This is a genomic window from Pseudoruegeria aquimaris, from assembly GCF_900172235.1.
GTDB classification, from domain to species: domain Bacteria; phylum Pseudomonadota; class Alphaproteobacteria; order Rhodobacterales; family Rhodobacteraceae; genus Pseudoruegeria; species Pseudoruegeria aquimaris.
Genome location: NZ_FWFQ01000042.1, coordinates 1 through 14,682, shown reverse-complemented (window position 1 = coordinate 14,682; position 14,682 = coordinate 1). Strand labels below are relative to the sequence as shown.

Genomic DNA, 14,682 nt, shown 5'->3' with positions numbered 1-14,682 from the left:
AACGTCCGCGTGGTCAGGACCGTCGACCGAGACCTCTACCGCGAACGCAACAAGGTCGAACGGTTCTTCAATCGTCTCAAACACTTCCGCGGCATCGCAACGCGATACTTCAAAACCGCAGCAAACTTCCTCGCCGCACTTCACCTCGCTTGCTCAAGGCTCTGGATCAGACATTATGAGTCCACGACCTAGCGCCGTGCGAGGCTGCAGAGCCGAACCAGCGCCCGCTCGACGGCGGCCATTGCCGGGGCCTTGGCCGAGGAGCGCAGGTGCAGATCGGTGTCGGTCAGCAGCCCGAGCGCCTTTTCAAGCTTCTCCACGCCCCAGTTCTGCGCCTGCCGCACCATGCGATCGCGCCGCGGCCCGAAGACCGGCGGGCGCACCCGGCCGATGCCCGAAGCCGGGCCCTGCGGATCGCTGGCGGCGGCGTGGAGCGTGCGGAAATGGCGCGTGGCGCCGATGCAAAGGCCCACGGGTTGCACGCCCTGTGCTTCGAGTTTGGCAAGAACAGGGCCGATTTCCTGCGCCCGGCCTTCGGCGACGATGTTGAGGATGTCGTCGAGCGAGGCCTCGGTGGAGGCGGGCGCGCAGGCCAGCACGTCTTCGGAGGTCACCGGGGTGTCATCGCCCAGCTTGTAGAGCGCGAGCTTTTCGATCGTCTGGCGGAAATCCCCCGGCCCCAGCTCCCGCGAGAGGGCTTCAAGATCCTGCATCGCGGCGCGATCGACGTTGCGCAGCCCGCCCGCGGCAAGCTCGGCCTCGATCTCGGCACGGCTGGGGGGATCGTCGTAGAGGCCCACGGCATAGGCGGATTTGTGGCCTTCGAACAGCTTGCGCAGCGCGGAGCGGGCATTGAGCTGGCCCGCCGTCACGATCACCTGCGCGTCGCCGGGTTGCCAATCCGAGAGCGCGGCCTCGATCGTCTTGGCCAGACCGTCCGTCGCATCTTCCACGAAGGCCACGCGCGGCCCCGGAAAGAACCCCTGCGCCTTGATGGCATCGCCGAGCATCGCGGGATCCTTGCGCAGCTCGGCCGCCGGGATGCGCGCAAGCCGCATTTCCTCTTCGCCCTGAGGCCCGATCAGCGCGGTGATCACGTCCTGCCGCTTGATGGCGACGCGCATGGCATCGGCCCCGTAGATCAGAAGGCCCGTCTTGTTCGGGTCCGGGCGCTTGAAGTAGGCGGCGGCGTCGCGGCTGCTGAGCTTCATGTGAGCCAGCTGCCCGAAGAGGCGATCAGCCGCGAGGTGATCTGATCGGCCAGAATCACCATGAGCCTGTCGTAGGCGTCCTTCTGGGCTTCGCGGGTGGAAACCGTGGTGCCGGTGGCGGCATAGGCGGTGAAGCTCGATGCCTTGCCGCGGAACAGCTCCTCACCGCTGGCCAGATCGCGAATCGCGAAATCGGCTTCCCCGATGACGTTGTAGCGCAGGATTTCCTGTTCCTGCGTGATCGCGAGATCGTCGTCCCTCAGGCGCAGGTCGATCGACAGCCCGTAGCGCGGGTTCACCGGCTGACCGAGGCGGGTTTCAAGCTGCTTGACCAGTTCGAAACTGAACCTCTCCGTCGGGTCGTCCACGAGGATGCTTCCGCGCAGGTTGGCCGCGCTGCCGCCGGGGCCGTAGGCCGGCTCGAAGCCGCAGGCCGCGAGGCCTGCGAGCGAAATCAGGAGGGTGCGGCGGTCAAACGACGACATTGATGATGCGGCCCGGCACGACGATCAGCTTCTTGGGCTGACCACCGGCCAGCGCCTTGACCACAGCTTCATCGGCAAGCGCCAGCTTTTCAACCTCTTCCTTCGGCAGATCCCGTGCGACCTTCAGTTCCGAGCGGCGTTTGCCGTTCACCTGGATCGGGAGGGTCACCGTGTCCTCCACCAGCATCGCCGGATCGGCCTTCGGCCAGGGCGCCTGCGCCAGAAGGCCTTCGCCGCCCTGCTGTGCCCAGATCTCCTCGGCGAGGTGCGGGGTGAAGGGGCTCATCAGTTGCGCCAGCGCGGTGATCGCGGCTTTCTGAGCCGCCGCGCCGGCCTTGGATTTGGCCAGAGTCGAGGTGAAGCCGTAGAGCTTGGCGATGGCGGCGTTGAACCCGAAGCTTTCGATGTCCTGCGTGACGCCGTGGATCGCCTTGTGCATCGCGCGCAGCAGATCTTCGTCGCCGCTGCCCTGGGCCGCGGGATCCATCGCGGCGATCTTCTCCGACAGGTTGGCGACTCGGTTCAGGTGCTTGGCGGCCGCCTCGGCCCCGGCAGCCGTCCATTCCACGTCCCGCTCGGGCGGGGAGTCCGACAGCACGAACCAGCGCGCGGTGTCAGCACCGAAGGCGGAGATGATGTTGAGCGGATCCACCACGTTGTTCTTGGATTTGCTCATCTTGGCCGAGGGCACGATCTTCACTTCGGTGCCGTCGGCCAGGAAGCCCTTGCCGTCGCGCAGCTCCACTTCCTCGGGGTAGTGGTATTTTGGGCGACCGTTTTCGCCCTCGGTCATGTAGATGGCGTGGGTCACCATGCCCTGGGTGAAGAGCGCGTTGAACGGCTCCTTGGATTTCTCCGGCAGGTGGCCGCAGAGATGCATCGCGCGAGCGAAGAAGCGCGAATACAGCAGGTGCAGAATGGCATGCTCGATGCCGCCGATGTACTGATCGACGTTCATCCAGTAGCCCGCTTCCGCCAGGTCCGTGGGGGTTTTGGCGCGCGGCGCGGTGAACCGGGCGAAATACCAGGAGCTGTCCACGAAGGTGTCCATCGTGTCGGTTTCGCGCTTCGCGGGCGCGCCGCAGGACGGGCAGGCGCAATCGCGCCACGTGGGGTGGCGGTCCAGCGGGTTGCCGGGCTTGTCGAAGCTCACGTCGTCGGGCAGGCGAATCGGAAGGTTCTCCTTCTTCTCCGGCACCACGCCGCAGGCGTCGCAATGCACCACCGGGATCGGGCAGCCCCAGTAGCGCTGGCGCGACAGGCCCCAGTCGCGCAGGCGATATTTGGTGACGCCCTTGCCCCAGCCGGCCTTCTCGGCGAAATCCACGGCGGCCTCGATGGCTTCCTCGCCCGTGGCCTCGGTGAGCCCGGCGAAGTGATCCACCCAGCGCACCTTTTCCGTTTTCGGCGGAACCAGTGCCTCGTCGGCGACGGGGGTGTCATCGCCGAGCAGGAAGAAGGCGTTCTTCACCGGCAGATCGTATTTGCGGCAGAAATCCAGGTCGCGCTGGTCGTGTGCCGGGCAGGCGAAGATCGCGCCGGTGCCGTAATCCATCAGGATGAAGTTCGCGATCCAGACGGGCAGTTCCCAGTCGGGGTTCAGCGGGTGCTTCACCCGGATGCCCGTGTCGAAGCCCAGTTTCTCGCCTGTCTCGATGGCTTCTTCCGTGGTGCCGCCCTTGCGGCATTCCGCAACGAATTCAGCCACATCGGGGCGTTCGGCCTCAAGCGCCTTGGCGATCGGGTGATCGGGCGAAATCCCCACGAAGGAGGCGCCCATCAGCGTGTCGGGGCGGGTGGTGTAGACTTCGATCGCCTCACCGCCGTCGGTGCGCTCGAAGGCGAATTGCAGGCCGCGCGATTTGCCGATCCAGTTCTCCTGCATCAGCCGCACCTTGGCGGGCCAGTCTTCCAGCGTGTCCAGCGCCTCGAGCAGCTCGTCGGCGAAATCGGAGATCTTGAAAAACCACTGCGTCAGCTCGCGCCGCTCCACCAGCGCGCCGGAGCGCCAGCCGCGCCCGTTCTCGACCTGCTCGTTGGCCAGCACCGTCATGTCCACCGGATCCCAGTTCACCACGGCGTTCTTGCGGTAGACGAGACCCTTCTCCATGAAGTCGATGAACATGCTCTGCTGCTGGCCGTAGTATTCCGGGTCGCAGGTGGCGAACTCGCGGGACCAGTCGATGGAGAGCCCCAGCGGCTTCATCTGGTCGCGCATGGTGGCGATGTTGTTGTAGGTCCATTCCTTCGGGTGCCCGCCCGAGGCCATCGCCGCGTTCTCCGCCGGCATCCCGAAGGCGTCCCAGCCCATCGGGTGCAGCACCGAGAAACCGCAGGAGGATTTGTAACGCGCGATCACGTCGCCCATCGTGTAGTTGCGCACGTGGCCCATGTGGATGCGCCCCGACGGGTAGGGGAACATCTCGAGCACGTAGTATTTTTCCTTCGCCTCGTCGCGGGTCGCGGTGAACACGCCGGCGTCTTCCCAGGCGGCCTGCCACTTCGGTTCGATCTCGGATGCGGTGTAGCGGGACATGTTCTGATGGTCCTTTACGTGAAAACGCCGGGCGAAGGGGCCCGGCGTGGTCTTAATCAGTGGGCGCCTCGAGGTCCAGAGGCCGCGGGGCGGGCGTCAGAGGTCCGCGTCGGCCAGGCGCAGTTGGCGGGCCCGCGTGAGAATCGCGTCTTCCACGGCGCGCACGGCGTCGGGCGAGGCGGGGCCGGACTTGGTGTAGAGCGCGACATTCAGGGAGCGCGCATCCAGCGCCGGGTCCCGGACGTAGATCGTGGCCCTGTAGGAGCGCCCACCGCCGGGCGGCGTGCCGAATCCCGTGACGATGACGCCGCTGAAGGGATCGGCCGATTGGATCGGCAGGAAGTTCAGGACATCGAGCGAGGCGTTCCAGATGTACTTGTTCACCTCGAGCGTGATGTTGGGATCGTCGATATTGAGGAAGAGATCGGAAAACGTGCTCTCCCCGGGGGCGCCGCCCACGGGATCATCCCTTACCCAGTAATCGTCAGGATCAGTGGAGGCTCCACACCCCGCAAGGGCCGTAAGCCCCGCAAAAGCCAGAGAAACCGCCAGATTCCGTTGCACTGCCATCGACCTGCCTCAAGTATCGGTTCAGGTTTCTACTATCGGAGCCCCAGAATGCGGGCAAGGATTTTCCCTTTTTTGCCCCGGCTGCACCGCGATTTCTCCGTATTTGCAGGGGCATCGGGCATGTGTGGCATAGCTGCACCACGATTTGGGCCAATCCGTGGAAAACGCAGGCTTGGCTTGCAAGGCCATGCCTAAAGAGCGAAAGAGTTGCGCATACTCAGTTCGGATTTCCCTGAATTGAGGCGCACCTTTAGAAAACGAGGGAAAACGATGAAAAAGGTTCTTATCGCCACGACCGCGCTCGTCGCATCGGCCGGCTTCGCCGCTGCCGACGTGGCCATCTCCGGTGACGGCCGTCTCGGCGTTATCTTCAACGACAACTCCGGCGACGCAGAGTTCACCTCCCGTGCCCGCGTTGCGTTCACCCTGTCCGGCGAAACCGACAACGGTATCGCGTTCGGCGGCTCCTTCCGTGCCGACAACGCTTCTTCCGCTTCCTCCGGCACCGCTGGCTCCGTGTTCGTTTCCGGCGACTTCGGCAAACTGTCCATGGGCGACGTTGACTCCGCTGCCGAAGCAGCCGTTGGCAACATCTCCGGCGTTGGCCTCACCGGCCTGAACGACACCCACGAGCTGACCTACCTGTCCGGTTCCGACACCGACGGCGACGGCGACTCCGACTTCCTGGCTCCGCTGCCGCAAGCTCTCTACGAGTACTCCACCGGCGCCTTCTCCTTCTACCTGTCGGCTGGCTCCCCGGACGGTGCTTCCGAGTCCACCACGACTCCGAACTTCACCACCAACACCTACGACGTTGTCGTGCTGCAGTCTGAAAACGTCTACGGCGTGGGTGCTTCCTACTCCGGCGACAACTGGAAAGTCGGCGCTGGCTGGGAAACCGCTGACCTGACCCTCTCCGAGTCGCTCGGCAACAACATCGGCTCTCTGCCGGCTGCTCCGGTCGTGACCTCCGGCACCGTTGACTCCTGGTACATCGGCGGTGAAGCCTCCTTCGGCGACGCCACCGTGAAAGCCAACTACGGCGACGGCGACCTGATCCAGCAGTGGGGCATCTCGCTCGACTACGTGTTCGGCGCCACCACGCTGACCGCCTTCTACCACGACGAGCAAGGCCAAGGCGCTGCCACCGGCCTCGACTCCGAAGCCTACGGTCTCGGCGCTTCCTACGACCTGGGCGGCGGTGCTTCCCTGGTCGCCGGCTGGCGCAACGCCAACGACGACAACAAGGCCGACTTCGGTATCAAGTTCAACTTCTAATCCAACAGGATTTCGAAGTTACGGGAAGAGCGGGCCAAGGCCCGCTCTTTTCTTTTTGCGGCAGGTTTGCTTTAGCAGGGCAGAAGAAACCGGAGGCCGCGTGCATGTCCCTGCAGGAAATCATCGAGAAAATTCACGCCGAAGAAAAACGCGCCGGGCGCCCCGTTGGCGCGACGCGCCTGATCGCCGTGTCCAAGGTCCAGCCGCTCGAACGGATCGAGCAGGTTCTGGAGGCCGGGCACCAGTTGTTCGGGGAGAATCGGGTTCAGGAGGCCGCCGGAAAATGGCCGGAGCTGAAGGCCCGCTTCCCCGGCGTGGAGCTGCACCTTCTCGGCCCCCTTCAGACGAACAAGGTGCGCCAGGCCTTCGGGCTGTTCGATGCCATCCATTCGGTGGATCGCCCCAAGCTCGCCAAGACGATCGCCCGGATCGCGGAGGAGGAGGGGCATTGCCCGGAACTGTTCGTCCAGGTGAACACCGGCGAGGAGCCGCAGAAAGCCGGGGTGTTACCGGCCGATGCGGACGCTTTCATCGCGGAATGCCGGGGTCTCGGGCTCAAGCTGGCAGGACTGATGTGCATTCCGCCCGCCGACGAAGAGCCTTCGCTTCATTTCATGCTTCTGCGCAAGATCGCGGAGCGCAACGGGATCGAGGGGCTTTCGATGGGCATGAGCGGGGATTTCGAGCGCGCCGTGGCCCTCGGCGCGACCCACGTGCGCGTGGGCGCCGCCATCTTCGGCGAACGGGTGGCGCCGCAGGGCTGACGCGCTAGAGCCGCTGCCCCTTCATAAGCCGAGGCAGGTCGCCGGTCAGCCCGGCGGCCTCCCGCATGAAGCTGCGGCGCAGGGCGGGGATGGCGTTTACCGCGCCCATGCCCAGATCGCGCCCGAGCCTGAGAAGCGGATTGTCGTTGGAGAACAGCCGGTTGAAGGCGTCCGTCGCCATCGCCAGAGATGCGGTGTCGAACCGCCGCCACTGCTGGTAGCGCAGCAACACGGCCTCGCTGCCCATGTCCTCGCCGCGCCGCCGGGCATCGGTGAGGACTTCCGCCAGCGCTCCCACGTCCCGCAGGCCGAGGTTCAGCCCCTGTCCTGCGATCGGGTGCACCCCGTGGGCCGCATCGCCAAGAAGGGCAAGCCGCGGCGCGATGAAGGCTTCGGCCAGCGTCAGCAGCAACGGGTAGGTGAAACGCGGCCCCGCAAGGTTGATCTCGCCCAGGAAGTTCCCGAACCGGGGGCGCAGTTCTGCGAGGTAGCCGGCGTCCGGCAGGGCATGGATGCGCGCGGCTTCTTCAGTCGTCTCGCTCCAGACGATGGAGCACCGGTTGCCGGGCAGGGGCAGGATGGCCAGCGGCCCGGACGGCATGAAGAACTGGTGCGCGATACCGTTGTGCGGCCGCTCGTGTTCCACCGCGCAGACGAGCGCCGTCTGGTGGTAGTCGGCGCCCTGCCGCTTGAGCCCCGCCTGCTGCGCGACCTCGCTCGCCCGGCCGTCTGCGCCGACGATCAGCCGCACGCGCGGCGTTTCGCCGTTGCCCAGCGTGACGGTCACGCCGGCGGCGTCCGGGGCGTGATCCACCACCGGGGATTCGATCCGGCGGATCGACGGGGTGCCGCGCACGGCGGCAAGAAGAGCGCGGCGCAGGAAGCGGTCTTCCAGCATGTAGCCCATCGGGCCTTCTTCCAGCTCCGCATGATCGAAATGCAGCAGGAAAGGGGAGGGGCCTTCGCCGGGCCGGCCGTCGGTGACCTTGATTTCGAGGATGGGCTGGCTCGCTTCCGAGACCTCGGGCCAGATGCCGATCGCGGCAAGAAGCTTCTGCGAAGCCAGCGCCAGCGCATAGCCCCGCCCGTCGAAGCCGTCGGCTTCGAGCACCGCTTCCGGCGTTGGGTCTGCAATCAGCACGCTGAAACCGCCTTGGGCCAGCGCAAGGGCGAGCGCCGGGCCGTTGAGGCCTCCGCCCGCGATCAGGATATCGGCATCAAAACGCATGCCCCAGATATGGCGGGATTGGCGCGCTTGTCCATGCGCTTTGCTGCCGCTACGGTCTCCCGAAACGGCAGGGAGAGCGGTTATGGCACCGGCGTGGCTGAAGCAGAGCGCATCCGAACTGGGGCGGGGAATCGCGGCGGGCAGGATTTGCCCGGTCGATTTGGCGGAGGCGCATCTCGAGGCGATCAAGGCGCATCCCATCGCCCACCGTATCTATGCCCGCACCACCCCGAAACGCGCCCGCGCCGAAGCCATGGCGGCCCGCGCCCGCGTCAAGGCGGATCAGCGCCTCGGGCCGCTGGACGGCGTTCCGCTTTCCTGGAAGGATCTCTTCGATACGGCCGGTGTCGCCACCGAGGCCGGCTCGGCCCTGCTCAAGGGGCGGGTGCCCGCGAAGGACGCCGAGGTGCTGCGGAACGCGACGGCGGCCGGGCTCGTCTGCCTCGGCAAGACGCATATGTCGGAGCTGGCGTTCTCGGGCCTCGGCTACAATCCGATCACCGAAACCCCGCCCTGCATCAACGACGAAGGTGCGGTTTCGGGGGGCTCTTCCTCCGGCGCGGCCGCCTCGGTCGCCTTCGGCCTCGCCCCGGCGGGGATCGGCTCCGACACGGGCGGCTCCGTCCGCATTCCGGCGGCGTGGAACGATCTCGTCGGCCTGAAGACAACGCTCGGGCGCTTGCCCGTCACCGGCACCGTGCCGCTCTGTGCGCAATTCGACACCATCGGCCCCCTGTGCCGCAGCGTCGAAGATGCGGCGCGGCTGTTGGGCGTGCTCGGCGGGTCTGCCGCGCCGGATCTCACCGGCGCTTCCGCATCCGGCCTGCGGCTGGCGGTGCTCGAAACCGCCGCCTTCGACGATATCCGCGAAGCGCCCGCCGAAGGGTTTGCCGCCGCGCGGCGGCGGCTGGAGCGCGCCGGGGCCGAGATCGATCCGCTCGTCCTGCCCGAAGTGGGCGAGGCACTTTCGCTATCGGCCATCCTCTTCGCAACGGAGGCCTACGGCCTTTGGAAGGCGCGGATCGAGGCCGCGCCGGAGAAGATGTTCCCCGAGATTCTCGAGCGTTTCCGGGGCGGCAGCGGGTTTTCGGGCGCCGACTACGTGGCCGCCTGGGCGCGGCTGCGCAAGCTGCGGGCCGCCTACCTGCGCAAGACGGCCGGCTACGACGCGGTGATCCTGCCCACGTCGCCGATCCTGCCTCCCAACCTCGAACGCCTCGGATCCGACCACGGCTACTACGTGACCGAGAACCTGATGGCCCTGCGCAACACCCGCATCGGCAACCTCATGGGCCTCTGCGGGCTTACCCTGCCCACGGGCACACCCTCCTGCGGGATGATGATTCTCGCGGCGCCGATGCAGGAAGAACGGCTCCTGCGCATCGGGGCCGCCTGTGAAGCCGCGCTGACCTAAAAGCCACAGGCCCCGCCGCGCGGCCCCTGCCTGCACCGGCTTTCACTGGACCGGTGGCGGGCTCTTGGCTATCCTTCAGGCAAACGGGGCGAAATGATCCCGATATCTGAGGCAGTTATGGTTTTTCCCGAGCGGTTTTCGAACCTGCCAGAATACGCGTTTCCGCGTTTGCGGGGGCTTCTGGACGCGCATGCGCCCGGAGGTGACCCGGTGATGATGACGATCGGCGAGCCGCAGCATGCGTTTCCCGGTTGGGTTTCGTCGATCCTGGCGGCCAACGTGGATGGCTACGGAAAATACCCGCCCAACGACGGCACGCCGGAGCTGCGCAAGGAAATCGCGGGCTGGATCGAGCGGCGCTACAGCGTGATCTGCGATCCCGATACCCGGATCATGGCCCTGAACGGTACCCGCGAAGGCCTCTACAACGCGGCCATGGCGCTCTCTCCGGAAACCAGGAACGGTGCCCGTCCCGCGGTGCTGATGCCCAATCCCTTCTACCAGGTCTACGCGGTGGCCAGCCTCGCGCTGGGGGCCGAGCCGATCTACGTTCCGGCGACGGCGGAGACCGGTTTCCTGCCCGATTACGCCGCGCTGCCGCCCGAGATCCTGAACCGTGTCACCATCGCCTACATCTGCTCGCCCGCGAATCCCCAGGGGGCGGTGGCCGATGAAGGCTACTGGCGCCGTCTGATCGCGCTTGCCGAACAGTATGATTTCCGCATCTTCGCGGATGAGTGCTACGCCGAGATCTACCGGGACACGCCGCCGCCGGGCGCCATGCAGATCGCCGAGGCGATGGGCGCGGACCCGGAGCGCGTGGTGATCTTCCATTCGCTGTCCAAACGGTCGAACCTGCCGGGGCTGCGTTCCGGCTTCGTGGCCAGCGGCCCGGAGAACATGAAGCGCATCAAGCAGTTGCGTGCCTTCGCAGGCGCGCCCCTGCCGCTGCCGCTGCAACGGGTGGCCGAGGCCGTCTGGCGCGACGAGGAGCATGTCGCCGCCAACCGCGCGGCCTATGCGGAGAAGTTCGACCTGGCCGACGGCATCTTCGGCGGGGTCGATGGCTATGCCTCGCCCGAAGCCGGGTTCTTTCTCTGGCTGCCCGTCGAGGATGGCGAGGCCGCAGCCTTGAAGCTCTGGACGGAAACCGGCGTGCGGGTGCTGCCGGGGGCCTACCTGAGCCGTGACGTGAACGGTGCAAATCCGGGCGCGGGCTACATTCGCGTGGCCCTTGTCACCCCAAAAGAAGAAACAGAGCGTGGGCTGATCAGGCTTCGCGACTGTCTGTACGTGTGAGGACGGGTAAGAAGATGGCATATCAGGCGAGACAGCGGGAACCGCTTCTGGATTCGAACATGCAGGCCGCCCTCGAGCGGCGCGGCAAGGAATTGCTGGGCCTCGGGCTTGTCGTGGGTGCCGTGCTGATCGCGATGATGCTCGCCTCCTATACGCCCGACGATCCGAGCTGGCTCACCGCGACGGATGAGCCGGCGCAGAACTGGCTCGGCCGGTTCGGGGCTTCGGTCGCCTCGCCGCTTTTCATCATCGTGGGCTTCGGCTCCTGGGGGCTGCCGCTGGTGCTGGCCACCTGGGGTGCGCGGCTGATGCTGCACCTCGGCGAGGAACGGGCGCTCTCGCGCGTGATCTTCGCGCCGATCGCCATCGCGATGGCCGCCGTATTCGCCTCCACCTACGTGCCGGGGTCGGAATGGACCCACAGCTTCGGGCTGGGCGGGCTTTTCGGCGATACCGTGCTGGGCGCGGTGCTTGGCGTGGCCCCGGTGAAGGCGACCTTCGGGCTGAACGTCATGAGCTTCGTCATGGGGCTCGCAACCTTTGCCATGGCGCTGTTCGTGCTGGGCTTCACCATGGCCGAGCTCAGGGAAATCGCCCGGCTCGTGCTTGTCGGGATCGTGCTGGCCTACGCCTACGCGATGCTGTTCCTGCGCAAGGGTTTCCGCGCCACCGCGGCCAGCGCCAAGGCAGCCCGCGAGAAGCGCGCCGCCCGCCGAGAAGCCGCCCGGATTGCCGCCGAAGAGGCGCAGATCCAGGCGGAGGAAGCCGCCTATCTGCAGGCGAGCCTGCCCTTCACGCCGGAAGCGCCGGCGCAGCCGCGCGGCCACCAACAGCGCGTGCTGCGGGCCGAGCCGACGGGCAGCCACCCGGAAGAGCCCTTCGATCTGATCGAGGACGACCACCCGGCGCCGGCGATGCCTGCCCGCAAGCCATCGCTTCTTGGCCGGGTCTTCGCCCGCAAGGAGCCCGCCGCCGCCCCGGCGGTCGCCGTCACGCCCGTCATGCCCACCGAGGCGCCGCTGCCGATCGACGACGGCGACGAGCGGATCAAGGCCAAGATCGCGGATGTCATCAAATCCCGCGTGCGCCAGACGCAGCCGCTCGTTGCCAACCGCCGCGTGGAGCCCTCGCTCACCCGTGGCCGCGGCCCGCAGCCGCTGATCATGCCCAAGGCTGCGCCCGTGCCGCCGCAGCCCCTCACCGCACCTCACGCCGCGCCTCATGTTGCGCAGGATGGTTCGGAAGGTGCCGCCCCCTTCGTCGAAGCGCCCGAGGCCTATGCCGCCGACGTGCCGGAAGGCGCATACCTGCCCGAGGCCCAGGCGCCCGAGGCATACGTTCCCGAGGCCGGCCCGGCCGAAGCACCCCACGCGGTGGCGCCGCAACCGGCCGCCGCCAACCGCGTGATTCCCACGGCGGCCGTGCAGAAGCCCGTGGTGCAACATGCGCCCCGCAAGCCCGTCCAGCCCTCGCGGCAGGCGCAGGCCGAGGCCCAGCCGGCCCTCCAGCTGGAGCCCAAGGGCCACCCGGCCTATGAAACCCCGCCGCTTTCTCTCCTGCGCAGCCCGACGACGATCCAGCGGCACCATCTCTCCGACGAGGCGCTCGAAGAGAACGCCCGGATGCTGGAGAACGTTCTGGATGACTACGGCGTGAAAGGCGAGATCGTGAGCGTGCGCCCCGGCCCCGTGGTGACGATGTATGAGCTTGAGCCCGCGCCGGGCCTGAAAGCCAGCCGCGTGATCGGGCTCGCCGACGACATCGCCCGCTCGATGTCGGCGCTTTCCGCGCGCGTCTCCACAGTGCCGGGCCGTTCGGTGATCGGCATCGAACTGCCCAACGAGAACCGCGAGATGGTCGTGCTGCGCGAGATCCTCGCGGCCCGCGATTTCGGCGACAGCAACATGAAGCTGCCGCTGGCGCTCGGTAAGAACATCGGCGGCGATCCGGTGGTGGCCAACCTCGCGAAGATGCCCCACCTGCTGATCGCCGGCACCACCGGGTCGGGCAAATCCGTGGCCATCAACACGATGATTCTCTCGTTGCTCTACAAGCTCTCGCCCGAGGAATGCCGCCTCATCATGATCGACCCGAAGATGCTGGAACTCTCCGTCTACGACGGCATTCCGCACCTGCTTTCGCCGGTCGTGACCGATCCGAAGAAGGCCGTGGTGGCGCTGAAGTGGGTCGTGGCGGAGATGGAAGAGCGCTACCGCAAGATGTCCAAGATGGGCGTGCGCAACATCGACGGCTACAACGGCCGCGTGAAGGAAACGCTCGCCAAGGGCGAGATGTTCTCCCGCACCGTGCAGACGGGCTTTGACGAAGAGACCGGCGAGCCGATCTTCGAAACCGAGGAATTCGCCCCCGAAGTGCTGCCCTACATCGTGGTGATCGTCGACGAGATGGCCGACCTGATGATGGTGGCCGGCAAGGAGATCGAAGCCTGCATCCAGCGCCTCGCGCAGATGGCGCGGGCCTCGGGCATCCACCTGATCATGGCCACGCAGCGCCCGTCGGTGGATGTGATCACCGGCACGATCAAGGCCAACTTCCCCACCCGGATCTCCTTCCAGGTGACGAGCAAGATCGACAGCCGCACCATCCTCGGCGAAATGGGCGCCGAGCAGCTTCTGGGCATGGGCGACATGCTCTACATGGCCGGCGGCTCCAAGATCACCCGCGTGCACGGGCCTTTCTGCTCCGACGAAGAGGTGGAAGAGATCGTCAACTACCTCAAATCCTTCGGCCCGCCGGAATACATGAACGGCGTGGTGGACGGCCCTGACGAGGACAAGGCCGACGACATCGACGCCGTGCTCGGCCTTGGCGGCAACACCAACGGCGAGGATGCGCTCTACGATCAGGCGGTGGCCATCGTGATCAAGGACCGCAAATGCTCCACCTCCTACATCCAGCGCAAGCTGGCCATCGGCTACAACAAGGCCGCGCGCCTCGTGGAGCAGATGGAGGAAGAGGGGCTGATCTCCCCGGCCAACCACGTGGGCAAGCGCGAAATTCTCGTGCCCGAACAGCAATAGGCGGCACATCGCCTCGTGAGCGCGAACGGTCTTCCGTTCGCGCGCCGGGAGTCTACATAGGAGTCATGAACAGACGCAGTTTCCTCCTGGCCCCGCTCGCGCTGGCCCTCTTCGCCCCGCAGGCGCAGGCCGCCAAGATCTCGCTCGGCGAGCTGTCCCGCTATCTCAACGCCATCCAGACGGCGCAGGCGGATTTCACCCAGATCAACCCTGACGGCACGATCTCCACCGGCCGGCTCTACATCCGGCGTCCGGGCCGGATGCGCTTCGAATACAACAAGCCCGACGATACGGTCGTGATCGCCGGCGGAGGGCAGGTGGCCATCTTCGACGGCAAGTCCAACACCGGGCCGGAGCAGTATCCGCTCAAGCGCACCCCGCTGAACCTGATCCTTGAACAGAACGTGGATCTGAGCCGGCGGAGCATGGTAATCGGGCACCGCGAGGACGGCCCAAAGACGATCGTCACGGCGCAGGATCCCGAACATCCCGAATACGGCAACATCCAATTGGTGTTCACCGGCAATCCCACGGAACTGCGGCAATGGATCGTGACCGACGGAAGCGGCGTGAAGACCACCGTCGTGCTCGGCCAGCTGGCCCTCGGCGGCACCCTTCCGGCCCGGCTGTTCAACATCACCGCCGAAACGGATCGCCGCGGGCGCTAGGTCGTGGACTCATAATGTCTGATCCAGAGCCTTGAGCAAGCGAGGTGAAGTGCGGCGAGGAAGTTTGCTGCGGTTTTGAAGTATCGCGTTGCGATGCCGCGGAAGTGTTTGAGACGATTGAAGAACCGTTCGACCTTGTTGCGTTCGCGGTAGAGGTCTCGGTCGACGGTCCTGACCACGCGGACGTT

13 protein-coding genes are annotated in these 14,682 nt (G+C 66.3%); 7 read left to right on the top strand and 6 right to left on the bottom strand.

What is annotated here, in order from left to right; all coding sequences use genetic code 11:
* Positions 1 to 192 (top strand): transposase (locus PSA7680_RS17785; RefSeq protein WP_217808310.1); only part of this gene is annotated, 192 nt, incomplete at its 5' end.
* On the opposite strand, the gene holA is transcribed toward PSA7680_RS17785, so the two are convergent.
* From holA to PSA7680_RS17765, 4 genes are all read right to left on the bottom strand, one after another.
* Entirely contained in the window at positions 189 to 1,211 is a 1,023-nt protein-coding gene (holA, locus tag PSA7680_RS17780) for a DNA polymerase III subunit delta (protein ID WP_085870021.1), read from the bottom strand. The genes PSA7680_RS17785 and holA overlap by 4 nt on opposite strands.
* Positions 1,208 to 1,696 (bottom strand): LPS assembly lipoprotein LptE, encoded by a 489-nt coding sequence (gene lptE, locus PSA7680_RS17775; RefSeq protein ID WP_085870020.1) that lies wholly within the window; start codon positions 1,694 to 1,696, stop codon positions 1,208 to 1,210. The genes holA and lptE overlap by 4 nt, the downstream gene beginning before the upstream one ends.
* Positions 1,683 to 4,232 carry a leucine--tRNA ligase gene (gene leuS, locus PSA7680_RS17770; protein ID WP_085870019.1) on the bottom strand — a complete coding sequence of 850 codons (2,550 nt, stop codon included), beginning with the start codon at positions 4,230 to 4,232 and terminating at the stop codon, positions 1,683 to 1,685. The genes lptE and leuS overlap by 14 nt, the downstream gene beginning before the upstream one ends.
* A 96-nt stretch (positions 4,233 to 4,328) precedes the next feature.
* Complete coding sequence (locus PSA7680_RS17765; protein WP_085870018.1) at positions 4,329 to 4,802, bottom strand: DUF3576 domain-containing protein; 474 nt, start codon at positions 4,800 to 4,802, stop codon at positions 4,329 to 4,331.
* 270 nt (positions 4,803 to 5,072) lie between these two features.
* Between PSA7680_RS17765 and PSA7680_RS17760 the strand changes: the two genes are divergently transcribed.
* Both PSA7680_RS17760 and PSA7680_RS17755 read left to right on the top strand, forming a co-directional pair.
* Positions 5,073 to 6,080, top strand: coding sequence for a porin (locus PSA7680_RS17760; protein ID WP_085870017.1), 1,008 nt, complete (start codon positions 5,073 to 5,075; stop codon positions 6,078 to 6,080).
* 104 nt (positions 6,081 to 6,184) lie between these two features.
* Entirely contained in the window at positions 6,185 to 6,844 is a 660-nt protein-coding gene (locus PSA7680_RS17755; protein WP_085870016.1) for a YggS family pyridoxal phosphate-dependent enzyme, read from the top strand.
* 4 nt (positions 6,845 to 6,848) lie between these two features.
* Here the strand turns inward: PSA7680_RS17755 and PSA7680_RS17750 are convergent, their stop codons facing one another.
* Positions 6,849 to 8,072 (bottom strand): FAD-dependent monooxygenase, encoded by a 1,224-nt coding sequence (locus PSA7680_RS17750; protein ID WP_085870015.1) that lies wholly within the window; start codon positions 8,070 to 8,072, stop codon positions 6,849 to 6,851.
* A gap of 82 nt (positions 8,073 to 8,154) precedes the next feature.
* On the opposite strand from PSA7680_RS17750, the gene PSA7680_RS17745 reads away from it, so the two are divergent.
* The 4 genes from PSA7680_RS17745 (at position 8,155) to PSA7680_RS17730 (ending at position 14,494) form a co-directional block, all read left to right on the top strand.
* Entirely contained in the window at positions 8,155 to 9,486 is a 1,332-nt protein-coding gene (locus PSA7680_RS17745; protein ID WP_085870014.1) for an amidase, read from the top strand.
* A 117-nt stretch (positions 9,487 to 9,603) separates the two neighbouring features.
* Positions 9,604 to 10,785, top strand: a complete 1,182-nt coding sequence (locus tag PSA7680_RS17740) for an aminotransferase class I/II-fold pyridoxal phosphate-dependent enzyme (protein WP_085870013.1) — start codon at positions 9,604 to 9,606, stop codon at positions 10,783 to 10,785.
* Between the two features lie 14 nt (positions 10,786 to 10,799).
* Positions 10,800 to 13,826 carry a DNA translocase FtsK gene (locus PSA7680_RS17735; RefSeq protein WP_085870012.1) on the top strand — a complete coding sequence of 1,009 codons (3,027 nt, stop codon included), beginning with the start codon at positions 10,800 to 10,802 and terminating at the stop codon, positions 13,824 to 13,826.
* Between the two features lie 65 nt (positions 13,827 to 13,891).
* On the top strand, positions 13,892 to 14,494 hold the full coding sequence (locus PSA7680_RS17730; protein WP_085870011.1) for a LolA family protein: 603 nt from the start codon (positions 13,892 to 13,894) through the stop codon (positions 14,492 to 14,494).
* Here the strand turns inward: PSA7680_RS17730 and PSA7680_RS17725 are convergent.
* The coding region (locus PSA7680_RS17725) for a transposase (RefSeq protein WP_217808310.1) at positions 14,491 to 14,682 on the bottom strand (192 nt) is incomplete at its 5' end. The genes PSA7680_RS17730 and PSA7680_RS17725 overlap by 4 nt on opposite strands.